The following is a 19,098-nucleotide window of genomic DNA, read 5'->3' on the forward strand; positions in this document are numbered from 1 at the left end:
AAATAGCGGGATAAAATAAAAGAATGGGGATAGAAATCTATGAACTCTTTACAATTTAATCGTCATCGTCGCTTAAGACAAAGCGGTAATATGCGTGCGCTTGTGCGTGAAACGTTTTTACATACGGAAGATTTTATTTACCCTATTTTTGTATTAGAAGGAGAAAACGTTCGTAATGAAGTGCCTTCTATGCCAGGCGTATATCAAATGTCTTTAGATTTATTGCAAGCTGAAATGCAAGAGGTTGTTGATTTAGGTATTCGTTCTGTTATTGTATTTGGTTTACCTGCTGAAAAAGATGAAGTTGGATCATCAGCATATTGTGATCATGGAATTGTGCAACGTGCAATTAAGCAAATTAAAGGTGAATTCCCAGAGCTAGTAGTAGTTGCAGATACATGTTTATGTCAATTCACAAGCCATGGTCATTGCGGTGTAATTGAAGATGGTATTATTTTAAATGATGAGTCTCTTGCAGTTCTTGCGAAAACAGCTGTAAGTCAAGCGAAAGCAGGAGCAGACATTATTGCGCCATCAAACATGATGGACGGATTCGTAACCGCAATCCGCCATGCATTAGATGAAAATGGCTTTTCTCACGTACCAGTAATGTCGTACGCTGTGAAATATTCATCAGCATTTTACGGGCCATTCCGTGATGCGGCGCACGGTGCCCCGCAATTTGGTGATCGTAAAACATATCAAATGGATCCAGCGAACCGTATGGAAGCATTCCGTGAAGCTGAATCAGATGTAATGGAAGGGGCAGATTTCTTAATTGTGAAGCCAGCACTTTCTTACTTAGATATCGTTCGTGATGTGAAAAATAACTTTAATTTACCAGTCGTTGCTTATAACGTAAGTGGTGAATATTCGATGATTAAAGCGGCAGCACAAAATGGTTGGATTAATGAAAAAGAAGTTGTACTTGAAAAATTAATTAGCATGAAACGTGCAGGAGCAGATTTAATTATTACGTATCATGCAAAAGATGCAGCAAGATGGTTACAAGAAGGAGGCGCTAAATAATGAAAAAGTTTGATAAGTCGATTGCGGCGTTTGAAGAGGCACAAGATTTAATGCCTGGTGGCGTAAATAGCCCAGTTCGTGCCTTTAAGTCTGTTGGTATGAATCCGTTGTTTATGGAGCGTGGAAAAGGCTCTAAAGTATATGATATCGATGGAAATGAATACATCGATTACGTATTATCATGGGGTCCTTTAATTCATGGTCATGCGAATGATCGTGTTGTTGAAGCTCTAAAATCTGTTGCTGAAAGAGGAACAAGCTTCGGTGCTCCAACGGAAATTGAGAATAAATTAGCGAAACTTGTTATTGAGCGCGTACCATCAATTGAGATTGTACGTATGGTTAACTCCGGAACAGAAGCGACAATGAGTGCGCTACGTTTAGCTCGTGGTTATACAGGACGTAATAAAATTTTGAAATTTATCGGTTGTTACCACGGTCATGGTGATTCGTTATTAATTAAAGCGGGTTCTGGTGTGGCGACGCTAGGTTTACCAGATAGCCCTGGTGTACCAGAAGGTGTAGCGAAAAATACGATTACCGTAGCGTATAACGATTTAGACAGTGTGAAATACGCTTTCGAACAATTCGGTGATGATATTGCTTGTATAATTGTAGAACCAGTAGCAGGAAATATGGGTGTTGTTCCTCCGCAACCAGGATTTTTAGAAGGTCTTCGTGAAGTAACAGAGCAAAATGGTGCATTGCTTATTTTTGATGAAGTCATGACAGGATTCCGAGTTGCTTATAATTGTGGACAAGGCTATTATGGTGTAACACCTGATTTAACTTGTTTAGGTAAAGTAATCGGTGGTGGCTTACCAGTAGGAGCATACGGTGGTAAAGCAGAAATTATGCGCCAAGTTGCACCGAGCGGACCGATTTACCAAGCGGGTACTTTATCAGGTAACCCACTTGCAATGGCAGCAGGTTATGAAACGTTAGTACAGTTAACGCCAGAATCATATGTAGAATTTGAGCGTAAAGCTGAAATGTTAGAAGCTGGCTTACGTAAAGCGGCTGAAAAACATGGCATTCCGCACTATATTAACCGTGCGGGTTCGATGATTGGTATCTTCTTTACAGATGAGCCAGTTATTAATTACGACGCAGCAAAATCTTCAAACTTAGAATTCTTTGCGGCTTATTATCGTGAAATGGTAGAACAAGGTGTATTCTTGCCACCATCTCAATTCGAAGGTCTATTCTTATCTACAGCACATAGTGATGCAGATATTGAAGCGACGATTGCAGCGGCGGAAATTGCAATGTCAAAATTAAAAGCTTAATTGAATAAAGAAAATCGCTCTCCATAAGGGGAGCGATTTTTTTTATTCATAAAGTCAGCTTTCCATACATAAATCTGTAATGACATATAGTTTGGGAGGGGGAAAAGAAGTGGCAACAGATCATTCATTACGTTTTTCATTAAAAGAATCTGTTTGGTTCCAAAAAGGACAGGAAGTCGAAGAACTTTTGTCAATTTCGTTAGATCCAGACGTTGAGATAGAAGAGCTTGATCATGAAGTTATCGTGAGAGGGCAATTAGATTTAACGGGAGAGTATGTTGCACGGCAAGATGATTCAGCTTATTCATTAAGAGATCTATCACCAGCAAAGTCAATTGATTATGTAGAAACAAGGGAAGATGGGGTTAATGAACTTGTTCATTCCTTTCCGCTTGAAATATCAATTCCAAGAAATCGAGTGAAAGTAATTGAAGAACTATATGTATCCATTGAGGAATTTGATTATGAATTAAAGGAAAATGGTTGCTTACAGTTATTAGCGGATATATCTATTACAGGTTTATGTGATGAAGAAAGAATCGAGGATGAAGAGGAAGAAACGGCGCATGCTGAGTTAGAGGCTTATTCCGCACAAGAAGATGAAAATAGACCTGCCCACGTAGAAGAACCAGTCTATAAGGAATCAGATGAGTGGGAAGATTACGCATTTGAACCGTTTCAACTAGAGGAAAGAAAAGAGCAGGAAGTAGAGGAAGAGGAAATAGAAGAACATGAATTTGTGGAGCGTGAAGAGGAGAAAGAATCAACGCCACAATTTGAATTGTTCGGAAGAAAAGATTTCAAGAAAGAAAAAGCGAAAAAACAAGAAGAGCAAGAAGAAGAAACGTATTCACAGCGAGATGAAAATGCACTTTATTTAACGAAATTATTTACGAAGGAACCGGAAGAAGAATTTACAAAGTTAAGAATGTATTTCGTGCAAGAAGGGGATACAATCGAATCTGTTGCAGACCGTTATGAAACATCTGTACAAAACTTATACCGTGTCAATCAAACAGAAGATATATATTTAACTGCGGGACAAATTATTTATATTCCCGTTTCAAGGGCAAAAGTGAAATAAGTGAGTGTTTTCACTCGCTTATTTTCCTAAAGGCTATGTTTTGAATAGAAAGGGTTATTCGTATGGATATGGAATTACGAAATCGCTATGAACCCATTGTAAGGCAATATAGATTGGATACGCAGCATATGGAAGAGCACGGAAGCGTAACGAAAATTTATACGAATCAAGGTCCATATGCGCTCAAGAAAATAGAAAGCAGAAAGTTAGAGCGGAATAGCTTTCTGCACCATATTCAATATTTGAAGGAGAACGGTTTTTCAAATTATGTACCTATATACCATGCGACGGATGGAAATTATATTTTAAGTGACGGGACGTATAATTATTATTTAATGCCTTGGTTAGAACGTGCGGAAGGCAACGGCGAGGATAATGATCAATACCATAAAATGTTTCAAACTCTCGGAACGTTGCATCAAAAAACGGTGAAAGAAGAAACGTATACAGAAGAAGATTTAGAAAAACATTATACAAATATATCCGATCGCTGGGAGAATGATGGTGAGATGCTAGAAGAGTTTCTCGTAGAATCTGAAGCGAAGTGGTATATGTCTCCATTTGAATTGCAATATTGTACGTACTATCATCATGTAATGAGGGCGCGTGAGTTTGCAACGAAGCAATTAACTGAGTGGAACGATGCGATGAAGGAAAAAGAAAAAACACGTATTACTTTTGTGCATGGTAACGTATCGCTTAATCATTTCTTATTTGATTATGAACGGAATGGCTATTTTATTAGTTTAGAAAAATCAAAGTTTGCAACGCCTGTGCAAGATATAGTAGGGTTTTATTCTCGGTCTTTAAATACGTATCCAATTGCGCGAAGTGATCGGTTTGAATGGTATCAAATGTATCAAAAAAATTTCCCTTTTACGAAAGAAGAGCAACTACTCATGTTTGCGTATATGACGTATCCATCGCAATTTATTCGGCAAATCCAGTCTTATAAGAAAAGAAGAGAGAGTCGCAATGAGGAAAATGAACTTCTCGGAGTAAAGAGCTTACAACAATCGCATTGGCTCGTAAGCAATATAGAATATTTCCTCTCGCAGTTACAAGCTGCCCAGCAAGGGAACGGATAAAGTGAAACTTTAATCAGTGGAGGGTCTTACTGCCCGCAAATAGCGGGATAAAGAAGATAAGTAGAGGATGCTACTTATCTTCTTTTTTTGCCCGAAAAGCCGTGGTATTAAATTTATCTTGACGAATAGGGTTTCGTTTTTTACACTATTGTATATAATAATTAACAATCATATAAATGCCTTGAAGGGGAAGAGTATAACAAGAAACGTCTTCAGAGAGGAGAATCATTAGCTGGGAGATTCTCTAGATAGTTATGTTAGAAGGTAGCCCTGGAGCATCTTTTCTGAACGGAACAGTTCTCATTAGGAAAAGACGGATTTGTCCGTTATCAAATTAAGAGTATAAGCAAATTCCTGAATTTGTTTGTAAATAAAGGTGGTACCGCGATGTCCCTCGTCCTTTTTGGATGAGGGGCATTTTTTATTTTAAGGAGGGAAAATAATGTCAAACACGGAAAAGAATTTACCAACTAAATATGATCATATGTCCGTTGAAGAAGGCCTTTATCAATGGTGGCTTGAAGGCAAATATTTCGAAGCAACAGGAGATGAGAAGAAACAACCATACACAATTGTAATTCCACCTCCGAACGTAACTGGTAAGTTACACTTAGGTCATGCTTGGGATACAACTCTTCAAGATATTTTAACTCGTACGAAGCGTATGCAAGGTTACGATGTATTATGGCTTCCAGGAATGGACCATGCGGGTATCGCAACACAAGCGAAAGTAGAAGGAAAACTTCGTGAAGAAGGTATTTCACGTTACGATCTTGGCCGTGAGAAATTCCTTGAAAAAGCTTGGGAATGGAAAGAGGAATACGCGTCTCACATTCGTCAACAATGGGGGAAAGTTGGTTTAGGACTAGACTATTCTCGTGAACGTTTCACATTAGACGAAGGTTTATCTGATGCGGTTAATAAAGTATTCGTTCAATTATACGAAAAAGGCTTAATTTACCGCGGTGAATATATTATCAACTGGGACCCAGCAACACGCACGGCTCTTTCTGATATTGAAGTAATTCATAAAGAAGTTCAAGGTGCATTCTACCATATGAACTATCCGTTAACAGACGGTTCAGGTCACATTCGTCTTGCTACTACTCGTCCAGAAACGATGCTTGGTGATACAGCGGTAGCGGTTCATCCAGAAGATGATCGTTACAAACATTTAATCGGAAAAACAGTTACACTTCCAATCGTAGGCCGTGAGATTCCGATTATTGCTGATGAGTACGTAGAAAAAGATTTCGGAACAGGCGTTGTAAAAATTACACCAGCTCATGACCCGAATGACTTTGAAGTAGGTAACCGTCATGACTTACCACGCATCTTAGTAATGAATGAAGATGGATCGATGAACGAAAAAGCTGGTAAATATAACGGTATGGATCGTTTCGAATGCCGTAAAGCGTTAGTGAAAGACTTACAAGAGGCTGGCGTATTAGTAGAAATCGAGCCTCATATGCATTCAGTGGGTCATAGTGAGCGTAGCGGTGCAGTAGTTGAGCCTTACTTATCAACACAATGGTTCGTAAAAATGGCTCCACTTGCAGAAAAAGCAGTAGCACTTCAACAAAAAGAAGAAGAAAAAGTAACGTTCGTACCAGAGCGTTTTGAAAACACATACTTACGCTGGATGGAAAATATTCATGACTGGTGTATTTCTCGTCAATTATGGTGGGGACACCGCATCCCAGCTTGGTATCATAAAGAAACTGGTGAAGTATACGTAGGTACAGAAGCACCAGCAGATATTGAAAACTGGAATCAAGATAATGACGTACTTGATACATGGTTCAGTTCAGCGTTATGGCCGTTCTCAACACTTGGCTGGCCGAATGAAGATGCAGCAGACTTTAAAAAGTTCTATTCAACAGATGCTTTAGTAACTGGTTATGACATCATCTTCTTCTGGGTATCTCGTATGATTTTCCAAGGTTTAGAGTTTACAGGCGAGCGTCCATTTAAAGATGTATTGATTCACGGTTTAGTTCGTGATGAGCAAGGACGTAAAATGAGTAAATCTCTTGGTAACGGTATTGATCCGATGGATGTTATCGAGAAGTACGGTGCAGATGCAATGCGCTATTTCTTATCAACAGGAAGCGCACCAGGTCAAGATCTACGTTTCAGTATGGAAAAAGTAGAGTCTACTTGGAACTTCATTAATAAAATTTGGAACGCATCACGTTTCGTATTAATGAACATGGATGACATGAAGTATGAAGAAATCGATTTAACTGGTGAAAAATCAGTTGCGGATAAGTGGATTTTAACTCGCTTAAACGAAACAATCGAAAGTGTAACGCGTAACATGGATAAATATGAGTTCGGTGAAGCTGGTCGTTCATTATACAACTTCATTTGGGACGATTTCTGTGACTGGTACATTGAGATGGCGAAACTGCCACTATACGGTGAAGATGAAGCAGCTAAGAAAACAACTCGTTCTATTTTAGCTTACGTATTAGATCAAACAATGCGTCTATTACACCCATTCATGCCATTCGTAACAGAGAAGATTTGGCAACATTTACCGCATGAAGGCGAATCTATTACGGTAGCAGCATGGCCAACAGTTCGCGAAGATTTACAAGATACAGAAGCTGCGGCAGAAATGCACCTTCTAGTTGATATCATTCGCTCTGTTCGTAACATCCGTGCAGAAGTTAATACGCCAATGAGCAAAAAAGTCCAAATGCAAATTAAAGCAAAAGATGAGGCTATACTTGCTCAACTTACAAAAAACAGCTCTTACATTGAGCGTTTCTGTAACCCAAGCGAATTAATAATTCAAACGGATTTACAAGCACCAGAAAAAGCAATGACTGCAATCGTATCAGGTGCAGAGTTATTCTTACCATTAGCTGATCTTATCAATCTTGATGAAGAGAGAGCACGTCTTGAGAAAGAATTTGAGAAGTTCGACAAAGAAGTAGAACGTGTACAGAAGAAACTTTCAAACCAAGGTTTCGTAGCGAAAGCTCCTGCAGCAGTTATTGAAGGAGAGCGTGCGAAAGAGCAAGACTATCTAGAAAAACGTGAAGCAGTTCGCCAACGTCTAGCAGATCTTGAAAAGTAAAATATTTTTTAGAGGCTCACTATATTGGTGAGTCTCTTTTCTTTGCGTATAATAGGAGTATGAAGGTTGTCTTTTGAAAGGGGAAAGCATACGTGATACATACATACGAAGAAGCGATAGGGTGGATTCATAGCCGATTGAAGTTTGGTATTAAACCAGGATTGGAAAGAATGAGATGGATGCTAGAAGAGCTCGGAAATCCGGAGCGGCACATAAAATGTGTTCATCTTGCTGGTACAAATGGAAAAGGTTCAACGTTAACATATATGCGCTACATGTTAGAAAATGCAAAATATAAGGTAGGAACATTTACCTCTCCATATATTGAAACATTTAACGAGCGTATTAGTGTGAACGGGACACCAATTGCAAATGAAGAGATTACTGAACTTGTAAAGATGGTAAAGCCAGTCGTTGAAAAACTAGATGGGACGGATTTAGGGGAAGCGACTGAGTTTGAAATTATTACTGTTATGGCAATTTGTTATTTCGGTAAAGTTAATTTCTGTGATGTTGTTTTATTTGAAACAGGGCTTGGAGGGCGCTTTGATTCTACGAATGTTATTCATCCTGTTCTCACGATTATTACAAATATTGGCCACGATCATATGCATATTTTAGGGAATACACTAGGAGAAATTGCATATGAAAAGGCGGGGATTATTAAGTCTGGTGTCCCGGTTATTACTGGTGTGAAAGATGAGGAAGCATTGCAAGTCATTCAAAAGGTTGCAAAGGAAAATCATGCAAACTTATACGAGATGGGCAAGCATTTTACAGCGTTACATAAACAGTCTAGTGAAGATGGAGAACAGTTCGATTTCACTTGTCCTTTCGCCTCTTTTGAAGATGTGCGAATCTCCATGAAAGGCAGTCATCAAGTAGGAAACGCAGCACTTGCACTGATGGCAGTTATGTATGTAAAAACATACGTATCATTTTTAATTGAGGAAGAAGAAATGAGAACTGGATTACAGGAAGCTTATTGGATTGGGCGCTTTGAAAAACTGCAAAGTAATCCAGATATCATTATAGATGGTGCTCATAACCCAGAAGGTATTGAAAGCCTTGTGAAAACGGTAGAATCACATTACAAAGATAAAAATGTAATAGTTTTATTTACTGCCCTTGGTGATAAGCAATTGCATAATATGGTAGGTCAATTAGAAACCATCGCCGATGAAATTATTTTTACAACATTCGCCTTTGATCGTGCTATTTCTGCTGATAAGCTAGCATCGTATGCAAAGAAAGAGTCAAAACTAGTTTTTGAAAATTGGAAAGAGGCAATTGATACAAAGGTTGAAGTGATTGGAGAAAATGATGTTTTTATCATAACAGGTTCTCTTTATTTCATTTCGGAAGTTCGAAAATATATTCGCGAGAAAAACTAGATAGTCTTTGCTATCTAGTTTTTTTGTTCTACAAATGAAGTCAAATGCATACATATAAGATAAATATATAGGGTTATTTGGCGAATTCCTCTGACAAATATCTCGTTTTTTTGTGAAAGGAATATGATATGATGCGGACAACGATAAGAGGTGAGGTGTGAGTGTATGGACAAGCAATCACGAACGATCTCAGTGAAAGTGAATGGAACAGAAGCGAAGTATGAGGAGAAGAAGAAAGATGAATTTGAATGGATGGTAGTAGAAAGTGAAAGACCGAAAAACGTTGTTCCGTTTCAAAAAGCGAAATTAGTGTCTACGGAAAAAAAACGAAAGAAGTGGAGCAATACGTTAATTGCAATCGTTGCAACTGCGATTGTTATTGGTACGGCGTTTGGGATGGGAATGCTACAGTTACTTAAAGGGCAAGGAGCGACGGGAGGAAGTGAAGTAACAGCTTCGAAGCAGATGCAAAATGAAGAATCAAAGGTGGGTGGAACGTCAGAACAAACACCGGCATCAAAAGAGGAAAAACAAAAAGCACAGACAGGAACGTCATTAGATCCAATGAAATTATTTTTTGTTCAAGGGGGGATTTATTCTTCCGAAGAAAAGGGACAGGCCGCTCTTGAAGAGTGGAAAGGTAATGGAGGCGTTGCAGCTTTAAAACCGAGCGGCGATAAGTATGCATTAGTTGTTGGTATTGCTAGTGATGAACAAGGCATAAACCAATTAATGACACAGTATAAAAATGATAATGTCTCAGTATTGAAAAAGAACTGGGATATAACAGATAAAGCGCTACTGAAAGATGATAAAGAAGTTGGGGCGTTTTTAACAAAAGTACAGCTATTATATACTCATTTAGCAAAATATGCTTCTAGCGTACAAGCTAGTGGAAAAAGTAATGCAAAAGATATAGGTGCGATTGAAAAAGAGTGGAAAGTAATTGAAAAAGAAGGGAAAAGTATGAAGCAGGAAGAAGCAAAGAAATTGTATATGTATACGTCAGTAGCTGTGCAAACAGTGAAGGATGGAAAAGGTGATAAGGAATCTTTGGCGAAATTAAATCAAGTTATTATTGATGGTATACTTTCATATGAAAAAATTGTTTCACAAAAGGTGAAATAATAGGATAATGAAATGACGAAGGAAGAAGTATAGGTACTTCTTTCTTTTCTTTTGAATTTAGAGCAAAGTGCTTTCTCTATGGCAGGAATATAATCGTATTTTAGTAAAAAAGGAATATTTTGTTTAGAAAAAATAATATTTCTTTCATTTGTGGACAAACTATTCCTTTGATACGATTGATGTAAATTATTCTGCTTCATGTGAGAAAGGAAGGAGAAAATATGAGAAAAATTATTTTAGCATCAGGGTCACCTCGCAGGAAGGAACTGCTTGAGTTAGCGGATGTACCATTTGAAATCATTGTAAGTGAAGTAGAAGAAACGATTGGTGCGTACTCATCACCTTCGGATATCGTTATGTCCCTTGCCCTGCAAAAAGCATCTGCAGTAGCAGAAAATAACAGTGATCATATTGTGTTAGGTGCAGACACAATTGTTACATATGAATCGCATATTCTTGGAAAGCCTTCTAATGAGGCTGAGGCGAAAGAAATGTTGCAATTATTATCAGGGAAAACACATGAAGTGTATACTGGGGTTGCAATTATAACAAAAGACAAAACAGTCACTTTTTACGAGCGTACAGAAGTTACGTTTTGGGAATTAACAGAAGAGGAAATTGACGCATACGTTGCATCAAAAGAGCCTCTTGATAAAGCGGGAAGTTATGGAATTCAAGGTAAAGGATCTATTTTTGTTCAAAATATTCAAGGGGACTATTATAGTGTAGTCGGTTTACCGATTTCACGTCTTGTTCGGGAATTAAAACAATTTAATATTGATGTAACCCATGCGTAAAATTGCATGGGATTTTCTTTGAGAGAACAAGTAAAAGGGGTGGAGAAATGAACGGTATTCGTGATGTTGTCAAAGAAGAACAGCCACGGGAGCGTTTATTGTTAGAAGGAGCTGGAAGTTTATCGAATAGGGAGCTTCTTGCAGTGTTACTCAGAACAGGTTCTAAAGAAGAAACAGTTTTAAAGTTATCAGATAAAATCTTACATCACTTTGATGGTTTACGTATGTTGAAAGATGCAACGTTAGAAGAGCTTGTCAGTATACATGGCGTCGGGATTGCAAAGGCAGCCCAGCTTATAGCTGCTTTTGAACTCGGTAGAAGAATGGTACGGTTAGAATATCAAAATAGATACAGCATTCGAAGCCCAGAAGATTGTGCAAGATATATGATGGAAGAAATGCGCTTCCTGCAGCAGGAGCATTTTGTATGTTTATATTTGAACACAAAGAATCAAGTTATACATAGGCAAACGATTTTTATTGGAAGTTTAAATACGTCGATTGTACACCCGCGAGAAGTTTTTAAAGAAGCATTTCGCCGTGCGGCAGCCTCTATCATATGTCTCCATAATCATCCCTCAGGAGATCCCACGCCGAGCCGAGAAGATATTGAAGTAACGAAACGCTTAGTAGAATGCGGGCGAATTATCGGAATTGAAGTGCTTGACCATATTATAATAGGTGACCATAAATTCGTGAGTTTAAAGGAAAAAGGTCATATTTAAGACTATGCTTTTTACTTATTTTGTTTTATAATGTGATTTATGAGTTTTTTGTAGAAATTTATCTACAAAAAGGATAAAGATATAAAAAACGTACTGTTTTTATAATATAAAGTAAGAAAAAATGAGTCCGTGAAAACAAGAAAGGAAGATAAATAATATGTTTGGATTTGGTGGCTTTACTCGCGATCTTGGAATAGATTTAGGAACTGCGAACACGCTTGTATATGTAAAAGGAAAAGGTGTAGTATTACGTGAACCTTCAGTAGTAGCGTTACAAACTGATACGAAACAAATCGTTGCTGTAGGTAGCGATGCAAAACAAATGATTGGTCGTACACCAGGAAACGTTGTGGCACTTCGCCCGATGAAAGACGGTGTAATTGCTGATTACGAAACGACAGCAACAATGATGAAATACTACATTCAACAAGCTCAAAAATCAAATGGATTCTTTTCACGTAAACCATACGTAATGGTATGTGTACCGTCTGGTATTACAGCTGTAGAAAGACGTGCAGTAATCGATGCGACTCGTCAAGCGGGCGCTCGTGACGCTTATCCAATTGAAGAACCATTTGCAGCAGCAATTGGTGCGAACTTACCTGTTTGGGAACCAACTGGTAGCATGGTTGTTGATATCGGTGGCGGTACAACAGAAGTTGCAATCATTTCTTTAGGTGGTATTGTAACAAGTCAATCAGTTCGTGTTGCTGGTGATGATATGGACGATTCAATCATTCAGTACATTAAGAAAAGCTACAACTTAATGATTGGTGAAAGAACAGCTGAAGCATTAAAATTAGAAATCGGTTCTGCAGGCGAGCCAGAAGGTATCGAGCCTATGGAAATTCGCGGTCGTGATTTAGTAAGTGGTTTACCAAAAACAGTACTAATTCAGCCAGAAGAAATTGCAGATGCATTAAAAGATACAGTAGATGCAATTGTAGAATCTGTTAAAAATACGTTAGAGAAAACTCCACCTGAATTAGCGGCAGACATTATGGACCGTGGTATCGTATTAACAGGTGGCGGAGCATTACTACGTAACTTAGATAAAGTGATTAGTGAAGAAACAAATATGCCAGTTCTTGTTGCAGAAGACCCATTAGATTGCGTAGCAATTGGAACGGGTAAAGCATTAGACAATATCGATCTTTTCAAAACTGCTGCTCGATAATATTGCAAAATAAAAATCAATGAAATTAAGAGGGTGTGAACGTGCCACAGTTTTTCTTAAACAAAAGATTAATTGTTTTGTTAGTTAGTATTATTCTTCTCGTGGCATTGATTGGAATCTCATTGAAAGAACGGAACAGTTTAACATGGCCAGAGCAGTTTGTTAAAGACACTGTCGGTGTTGTAGAACGTGTATTCCAAAAGCCAGCGAAATACGTAGCTGGATTCTTCGAAAATGTAGAGGATGTAAAGCGCACGTATGAAGAGAATAAAGAATTAAAAGCAAAATTAGATAATTATGCAGGTCTATCAGGGAAAGTAAAACAATTAGAAGATGATAACAAGAAGTTACAAGAGTTAACGGGTAAAAAAGAGTTGAATAGCCAATATACTGAAATTCCAGCCACTGTTGTTTCTCGTAATCCAGATAAATGGTACGATTTAATCGGAATTGATAAAGGAGCACAGCAAGGGATTAAAAAAGATATGGCTGTAGTAACTTCACAAGGTTTAGTTGGACGAGTGAAAAGTGTATCTCAGTTTACATCATCAGTAGAGTTGCTAAGTTCTATGAGCCGAACAAATCGTGTTTCTGCTATCGTACAAGGTGATGAGAAAATCTTTGGATTGATTGAAGGTTATGATAAAGAAAAGCACTTACTTCTTTTCACAAAGATTGGCTCCGATGCTCAGGTAGCGAAAGATCAACTAGTTGTAACATCTGGACTTGGCGATATTTTCCCGAGAGGTCTTGTAATTGGAACAATTGTTGATGTTCAGCCGGATCCATACGGTTTAACAAAAACAGCTTATGTAAAGCCAGCCGCTGATTTGAATGACGTAGAGCATATTATGGTTGCTAAACGTGAAACGCCTTCAGCGCCATTAGAATAGGAGGGGGAGAAGAGATGATGAAGATTTTAAAAAGAGCAGCTCTTCCTCTTTTGCTCCTTTTTGTTTTTTTATTTGAAAATATGTTTGCTACTATTGTTCCAACAGAGGTTTTTTGGAAAGACAGTATAGCAGCACCTCATTTCTTTATAATTGTGTTATGTTTTGTTACTGTGTACTATAGTCCGGTCCAAGGGATTTATTACGGACTCTTATTTGGTTTCTTATTTGATACCGTATACACAGAACTTGTCGGTATATATATTTTTGCATATCCGATTTTAGCTTATTTAGTTTATAGTGTGATGAAGGTACTACAATTGAATTTATTTATTGTTGCTTCTATCGTACTAGGCAGCATTGTAGCACTAGAGTATTATGTGTATGGATTTTTAACTTTGTTAGGACGTACTCATATGTCGGCGTATGTCTTTTTCACAGATCGTCTCCTGTCTACTTTATTGCTAAATGCAATTTTCTTATTGATAGTTTGTTTCCCACTGAGACGATATTTAATGCGTCTTTCAAAAGCGATGGAAGAAAAAGAAAAAAGGATTTTCTAATTTTATGTCGAATTGAATCGGTGGGGTGAACTTTAGTGGAAGAAAAAAAGCAACAAAATGTAACAATAAAAGGGACAAAAGACGGAATAACGCTTCATTTAGATGATTGTTGTTCATTCTCTGAATTACTGGAGGAATTGGATGAAAAGCTTTCTACACATTACTATGATGGTGATGGGCGCTCTTTAATTGAAGTGCATGTGAAAGTGGGAAATCGTTATTTAACAGAAGTCCAACAAGAAGAGATTCGTACGTTAATTCGTAATAAAAAGAATCTTGTTGTGGATTCAATTGAAAGTGATGTTATAACTAAAGCAGAAGCAATAGCTTGGAAAGAAGAAACAGAAATTGTCCCTATTTCCAAAATTGTTCGCTCTGGACAAGTTTTACATGTAAAAGGAAATTTATTGTTAATTGGAGATGTTAATCCAGGCGGAACGGTTATCGCTGGGGGGAATATTTTTGTCGTAGGATCATTAAGAGGAATTGCGCATGCTGGGTATTATGGGGATTCGGATGCTGTAATAGCTGCATCTGATATGAACCCGATGCAACTTCGAATTAGTGATGTGGCAATGCGGGCTCCGGAAGAGAAAGAAGACGGAGCGGAGGCGGCAGAATGTGCGTATATTAATGAGAACAATCACATTGTTGTCGATCGACTGCAACTTCTCACTCATCTTAGACCTAATTTAACAAAGTTAGAAAGGGGAATTGTATAGCTGTGGGAGAGGCAATAGTAATTACATCTGGAAAAGGCGGAGTAGGTAAAACTACAACGTCTGCGAACATTGGTACAGCCCTAGCGTTATCTGGAAAGAAAGTGTGCTTAATTGACACAGATATCGGTCTTCGAAACTTAGACGTAGTAATGGGGCTGGAAAATCGTATTGTATTTGATCTTGTTGATGTCGTTGAAGGGCGTTGCCGTTTACCTCAGGCGCTTATTAAAGATAAGCGTTTTGATGATCTTTATTTATTACCTGCAGCACAAACGAGTGATAAATCAGCGGTAACACCTGAACAAATGGATGAATTAATACAAGTATTACGTCAAGATTATGATTACATATTAATTGATTGTCCTGCGGGGATTGAGCAGGGGTTTAAAAACGCGGTAGCTGGTGCGGATAAAGCAATCGTTGTTACGACGCCAGAAGTATCCTCAATGCGCGATGCGGATCGTATTATCGGGCTTTTAGAAAAAGAGGATATTGAACCACCAAAACTTGTTATTAATCGTGTGCGTAGTCATATGCTTCATGAGCAGGATATGTTAGATGTTGATGAAATCGTACGTACATTGTCAATCGAGCTTCTTGGTGTTGTCGAGGATGATGATGAAGTTATTCGTGCTACAAATACAGGTGAACCTGTAGCGTTGCAACCGAGCGGAAAAGCAGCGTTAGCTTATCGTAATATTGCAAGACGCTTGTTGGGTGAGAATGTACCATTGCAAGCATTTGAACAAGAAAAGGTATCGGTATTTACAAAGATGAAAAACTTCTTTGGAATCCGTTAAAAGCACTTCGCACATATGCGAAGTGCTTTCTTTTTTCTTCACACGAATATCTTTCTTTCTTAGCTCATACATATGTACAAACTGTATACAACTGTTTCTATTTTAATTAGCTTAACGAAAGAAAGGAGACAGTATGAAGAATAGACGTGTAGAAGAAATTAAAAAGCGGATTGCGAAAAGGAAGGCAGAGCAAGAAAGGATGGAGGAAGAGCAGTATTTTGCTGGAGGGAATTTTGATAGTGAAACAGTATTTATTGAAGGAGGAGAAAAGGAAATTCATCCTTTATTTCGAAAAGAAGTATTTTTCTTCAAAGTTTTGTTATCAGCAATATTAGTTCTTTCTGTCGCTATTTTATATAAGAATGCACCCTCTTCTTTCGACGGTGCTAAAGCTGTTACAGAAAAAGTGATGAAAGAAGAATTTCAGTTTGCTACTGTAGCGAAATGGTATGAAAAGCAGTTTGGAAAACCGCTCGTATTTTTTTCACCTACTGAGAAAAAAGAAGGAACTATTCAGCAAAAAGATTATGCCATTCCTGCTTCTGGAAAGGTGATGCAAGGGTTTCAAAAAAATGGCCAAGGTGTATTTGTTCAAACAGCTACAAATGCAACTGTTGAGTCAGTGAATGAAGGGCTAGTTGTTTTTGCAGGTAAGAAAGAGGAACTTGGTAATACGGTTCAAATTCAGCATGCAGATGGAACAGAATCGTGGTATGCGAATTTAAATGACATGTCAGTAAAATTATATGATTACGTTTCAAAGAAACAAAAAATTGGAACGGTGAATAATGATGCAAATAATAAAAATGGTAAGTTTTATTTCGCGATAAAAAAGAATGAAAAGTTTATTGACCCGATTCAGGTGATTTCATTTGATTAAATATAGAGAAGTTTTAACGAAGATTTCCGTGCATCCGTTGTTTTGGGTTATTATTGTCATTGGTATTTTTACGGCACGTTTTAAAGAATTACTACTGTTATTTTGTATCGTTCTTATCCATGAACTTGGGCATGCCTTTGCGGCGGCACACTATAATTGGCGTATTAAAAAGATTCAACTTTTACCGTTTGGTGGTGTGGCTGAGCTTGAGGAACATGGGAATAAGTCATTGAAAGAGGAACTTGTTGTTGTAATTGCAGGGCCTATACAACATATTTGGATGATGGTGGTAGGTTATATAGTGTTTGAAGCTGGTTGGCTGGGTACGGATTTATATTATTTCTTTATATGGAATAATATAATTATTTTAGCATTTAATTTACTACCTATTTGGCCGCTTGATGGTGGAAAAGTATTGTTTAACGTATTATCACATCGTTTTCCTTATTTACAAGCACATGAAAAGATGATGAAATTATCATGTGTTTTTTTTAGTGTAATACTAGTGTGGCAGTTACTTTGGAATAGTAATAATATTATGATGTGGGTACTACTCATATTTTTAGCGGTGTCGTTATATCAAGAGTGGAAACAAAGACAGTATGCCTTTATGCGTTTTTTATTAGAACGTTATTATGGGAACAAAAGAGGAATTGAAAAGATTGCACCTATTGAAGTGCAATCAGAAGATCATTTATATAAGATATTCACAAAATTTCGTAGAGGGTATAAGCACTCTATTATCGTCCATGGAAAATATAAAGAACATTACACATTGGATGAAAATGAATTACTCTATGCGTATTTTACTGAAAAACGAACAACTTCATCTGTTGAAGAATTAATCGGTTAGTGTTGACGATAGCACTAACCTTTTATTATTGTAAAAGCAAAGAAGATTATAAAGTGAGGAAAGAATTTTGAAAACGTTATATATGAACTATGCAGGATCGGAAAAACGCGTTGCAATTGAAGAGAAGAAAAAAATTGTTGAATTTTTATGGAAACGAAATGAAGAACAAGAGATTGTTGGGCATATTTATGTTGGACGTATCGTAAGAACGATTGCTGGAATGAACGCAGCTTTTGTAAACATCGGTTTAGAAAAACATGCGTACCTTTCATACGATGATGTACCATCTTCTTATCGTATACATGAAGGGCAAGCAGTACTCGTACAAGTTGTGAAAGAGGCAATTGATACGAAAGGGCCGAAATTGACAGCAAACATAGAATTTACCGGGAAATATGTCGTTTATATGCCATATGATGAAATGCGTGCGGTTTCTCGAAAAATAAAAAATAATAAAAGAAGGCAACAGCTACTCCAAATTGAGGTAGAAGGGACAGGAGGGTACATTTTTCGCTCTGCTTCTGAAAAAGGAGAAATTGAAGACATACAAGCTGAAATGCAAAGGTTACAGCAGTTATATGAAGAATTAAAAAGAAAAGAGGGCCAAGGAAAAGCGCCGCTACTACTTCATCGACCTGCGACCTTTTTAGATCGTGTATTTCAAGAGAATCCGATTGAAATGATTGAAAAAGTAGTTGTAGATACAAGAAGTATAGTAAAAGAATTAGAAGAAAAAGTCGGAAAAGAAAAAGTATCTTTTTATAATGAAAAATCTTCAATGTTTAACCATTTTGGAATAGAGCGTGAGATCGAGAAAGCACTTCAAAAAATTGTGTGGCTCCCGAATGGTGCGTATTTAATTGTGGAACAAATGGAGACGATGACTGTAATTGATGTGAATACGGGCAAGTTTACTGGGAAACAGAATTTACAAGATACAGTCCTTCGTACAAATGAGGCGGCAGCTGAAGAAATTGCACGTCAATTAAGACTGCGTGATATCGGTGGTATGATATTAATTGATTTTATTAATATGAAAAGAAGAGAAGATAAAGAAAAGGTAAGAGAATGTCTCATGGCTGCTATGCAAAATGATCGCACATATACAAGAGTGCTCGGTTTTACAGAGTTAGGGATTTTGGAGATGACACGTAAACGTAAGAAACATTCTTTACGCGACGTATTACTAGAAGAGTGTGTACCTTGCAAAGCAACGGGGTATGTGATGTCATATGAAACAATTGCGTATGAGTTAGAGAGAGAGCTAATTACATATGGCAATATAGAGGATGAGGTAGTATTAATCGCTGCACCTAAAGAATTACAAAAGCAATTTTTGCAAAAAGAATTACAAAAAAATATTCCATTTGAAATTTATTTCAAAGATGATATGATCGAAAAGTATGCCATTATCCGTTTTGGAAGTAAAAAAGAAATTGTAGAACGGGAAAAATAGTTAGCAGAACATTTATTGACAACCGTCTATGATTCATGATAACATCTTTATGTTATAGTTTATAGCACCTAAACGGCTATATGCTACAACCGCACAAGACAGGTTCCCTAAAGACATTTATGTCTACCTCGTTTT

17 protein-coding genes and 2 other annotated features (1 of these 19 cut by a window edge) are annotated in these 19,098 nt (G+C 37.5%); all 17 genes read left to right on the forward strand.

The features are described from left to right. The first annotated feature begins 39 nt into the window (after positions 1-39). The 17 genes from hemB to KVT31_RS01255 all read left to right on the forward strand — a co-directional run bounded on the left by hemB (position 40) and on the right by KVT31_RS01255 (position 18,963). On the forward strand, positions 40-1,029 hold the full coding sequence (gene hemB / locus KVT31_RS01175; RefSeq protein ID WP_088097886.1) for a porphobilinogen synthase: 990 nt from the start codon (positions 40-42) through the stop codon (positions 1,027-1,029). Next, positions 1,029-2,318 (forward strand): glutamate-1-semialdehyde 2,1-aminomutase, encoded by a 1,290-nt coding sequence (gene hemL / locus KVT31_RS01180; RefSeq protein ID WP_088097885.1) that lies wholly within the window; start codon positions 1,029-1,031, stop codon positions 2,316-2,318. The genes hemB and hemL overlap by 1 nt, the downstream gene beginning before the upstream one ends. Before the next feature lie 109 nt (positions 2,319-2,427). Continuing rightward, positions 2,428-3,402, forward strand: a complete 975-nt coding sequence (spoVID, locus tag KVT31_RS01185; RefSeq protein ID WP_088097884.1) for a stage VI sporulation protein D — start codon at positions 2,428-2,430, stop codon at positions 3,400-3,402. A gap of 62 nt (positions 3,403-3,464) precedes the next feature. After that, entirely contained in the window at positions 3,465-4,490 is a 1,026-nt protein-coding gene (gene ysxE / locus KVT31_RS01190) for a spore coat protein YsxE (RefSeq protein ID WP_088097883.1), read from the forward strand. A 172-nt stretch (positions 4,491-4,662) separates the two neighbouring features. After that, positions 4,663-4,895 (forward strand) — a binding site (T-box leader). Positions 4,896-4,932: 37 nt separating this feature from the next. Next, on the forward strand, positions 4,933-7,578 hold the full coding sequence (locus KVT31_RS01195) for a valine--tRNA ligase (RefSeq protein ID WP_088097882.1): 2,646 nt from the start codon (positions 4,933-4,935) through the stop codon (positions 7,576-7,578). A gap of 92 nt (positions 7,579-7,670) precedes the next feature. Further along, positions 7,671-8,972 (forward strand): bifunctional folylpolyglutamate synthase/dihydrofolate synthase, encoded by a 1,302-nt coding sequence (locus tag KVT31_RS01200; RefSeq protein ID WP_217613509.1) that lies wholly within the window; start codon positions 7,671-7,673, stop codon positions 8,970-8,972. A gap of 165 nt (positions 8,973-9,137) precedes the next feature. Beyond that, positions 9,138-10,100, forward strand: a complete 963-nt coding sequence (locus KVT31_RS01205; RefSeq protein ID WP_088097880.1) for a stage II sporulation protein B — start codon at positions 9,138-9,140, stop codon at positions 10,098-10,100. Positions 10,101-10,321: 221 nt separating this feature from the next. Continuing rightward, positions 10,322-10,897 carry a Maf family protein gene (locus KVT31_RS01210; RefSeq protein WP_088097879.1) on the forward strand — a complete coding sequence of 192 codons (576 nt, stop codon included), beginning with the start codon at positions 10,322-10,324 and terminating at the stop codon, positions 10,895-10,897. A gap of 47 nt (positions 10,898-10,944) precedes the next feature. Continuing rightward, positions 10,945-11,622, forward strand: a complete 678-nt coding sequence (gene radC, locus KVT31_RS01215) for a DNA repair protein RadC (protein ID WP_016135385.1) — start codon at positions 10,945-10,947, stop codon at positions 11,620-11,622. A gap of 157 nt (positions 11,623-11,779) precedes the next feature. Next, the gene (gene mreB, locus KVT31_RS01220) at positions 11,780-12,799 is read left to right on the forward strand and encodes a cell shape-determining protein MreB (protein WP_000466737.1); all 1,020 of its coding nucleotides are present in this window, start codon (positions 11,780-11,782) and stop codon (positions 12,797-12,799) included. A 41-nt stretch (positions 12,800-12,840) separates the two neighbouring features. Next, complete coding sequence (gene mreC / locus KVT31_RS01225) at positions 12,841-13,692, forward strand: rod shape-determining protein MreC (RefSeq protein ID WP_088097878.1); 852 nt, start codon at positions 12,841-12,843, stop codon at positions 13,690-13,692. Positions 13,693-13,706: 14 nt separating this feature from the next. Further along, the gene (gene mreD / locus KVT31_RS01230; RefSeq protein ID WP_088097877.1) at positions 13,707-14,252 is read left to right on the forward strand and encodes a rod shape-determining protein MreD; all 546 of its coding nucleotides are present in this window, start codon (positions 13,707-13,709) and stop codon (positions 14,250-14,252) included. A 35-nt stretch (positions 14,253-14,287) separates the two neighbouring features. After that, a complete protein-coding gene (gene minC / locus KVT31_RS01235) occupies positions 14,288-14,974 on the forward strand; it encodes a septum site-determining protein MinC (RefSeq protein ID WP_000391511.1) in 687 nt (228 codons plus the stop codon). Positions 14,975-14,976: 2 nt separating this feature from the next. After that, a complete protein-coding gene (minD, locus tag KVT31_RS01240) occupies positions 14,977-15,774 on the forward strand; it encodes a septum site-determining protein MinD (protein ID WP_000503310.1) in 798 nt (265 codons plus the stop codon). A 133-nt stretch (positions 15,775-15,907) separates the two neighbouring features. Then, on the forward strand, positions 15,908-16,654 hold the full coding sequence (gene spoIVFA / locus KVT31_RS01245; protein ID WP_088097876.1) for a stage IV sporulation protein SpoIVFA: 747 nt from the start codon (positions 15,908-15,910) through the stop codon (positions 16,652-16,654). Then, complete coding sequence (gene spoIVFB, locus KVT31_RS01250) at positions 16,647-17,507, forward strand: stage IV sporulation intramembrane metalloprotease SpoIVFB (RefSeq protein WP_088097875.1); 861 nt, start codon at positions 16,647-16,649, stop codon at positions 17,505-17,507. Before spoIVFA ends, spoIVFB begins: the two co-directional genes overlap by 8 nt. Positions 17,508-17,574: 67 nt before the next feature. Further along, complete coding sequence (locus KVT31_RS01255) at positions 17,575-18,963, forward strand: Rne/Rng family ribonuclease (RefSeq protein WP_088097874.1); 1,389 nt, start codon at positions 17,575-17,577, stop codon at positions 18,961-18,963. 77 nt (positions 18,964-19,040) lie between these two features. Next, positions 19,041-19,098, forward strand: a sequence feature (ribosomal protein L21 leader region) (it continues 20 nt past the right edge of the window).

Source organism: Bacillus sp. GbtcB14 (assembly GCF_019091205.1).
Lineage (GTDB): Bacteria > Bacillota > Bacilli > Bacillales > Bacillaceae_G > Bacillus_A > Bacillus_A cereus_AG.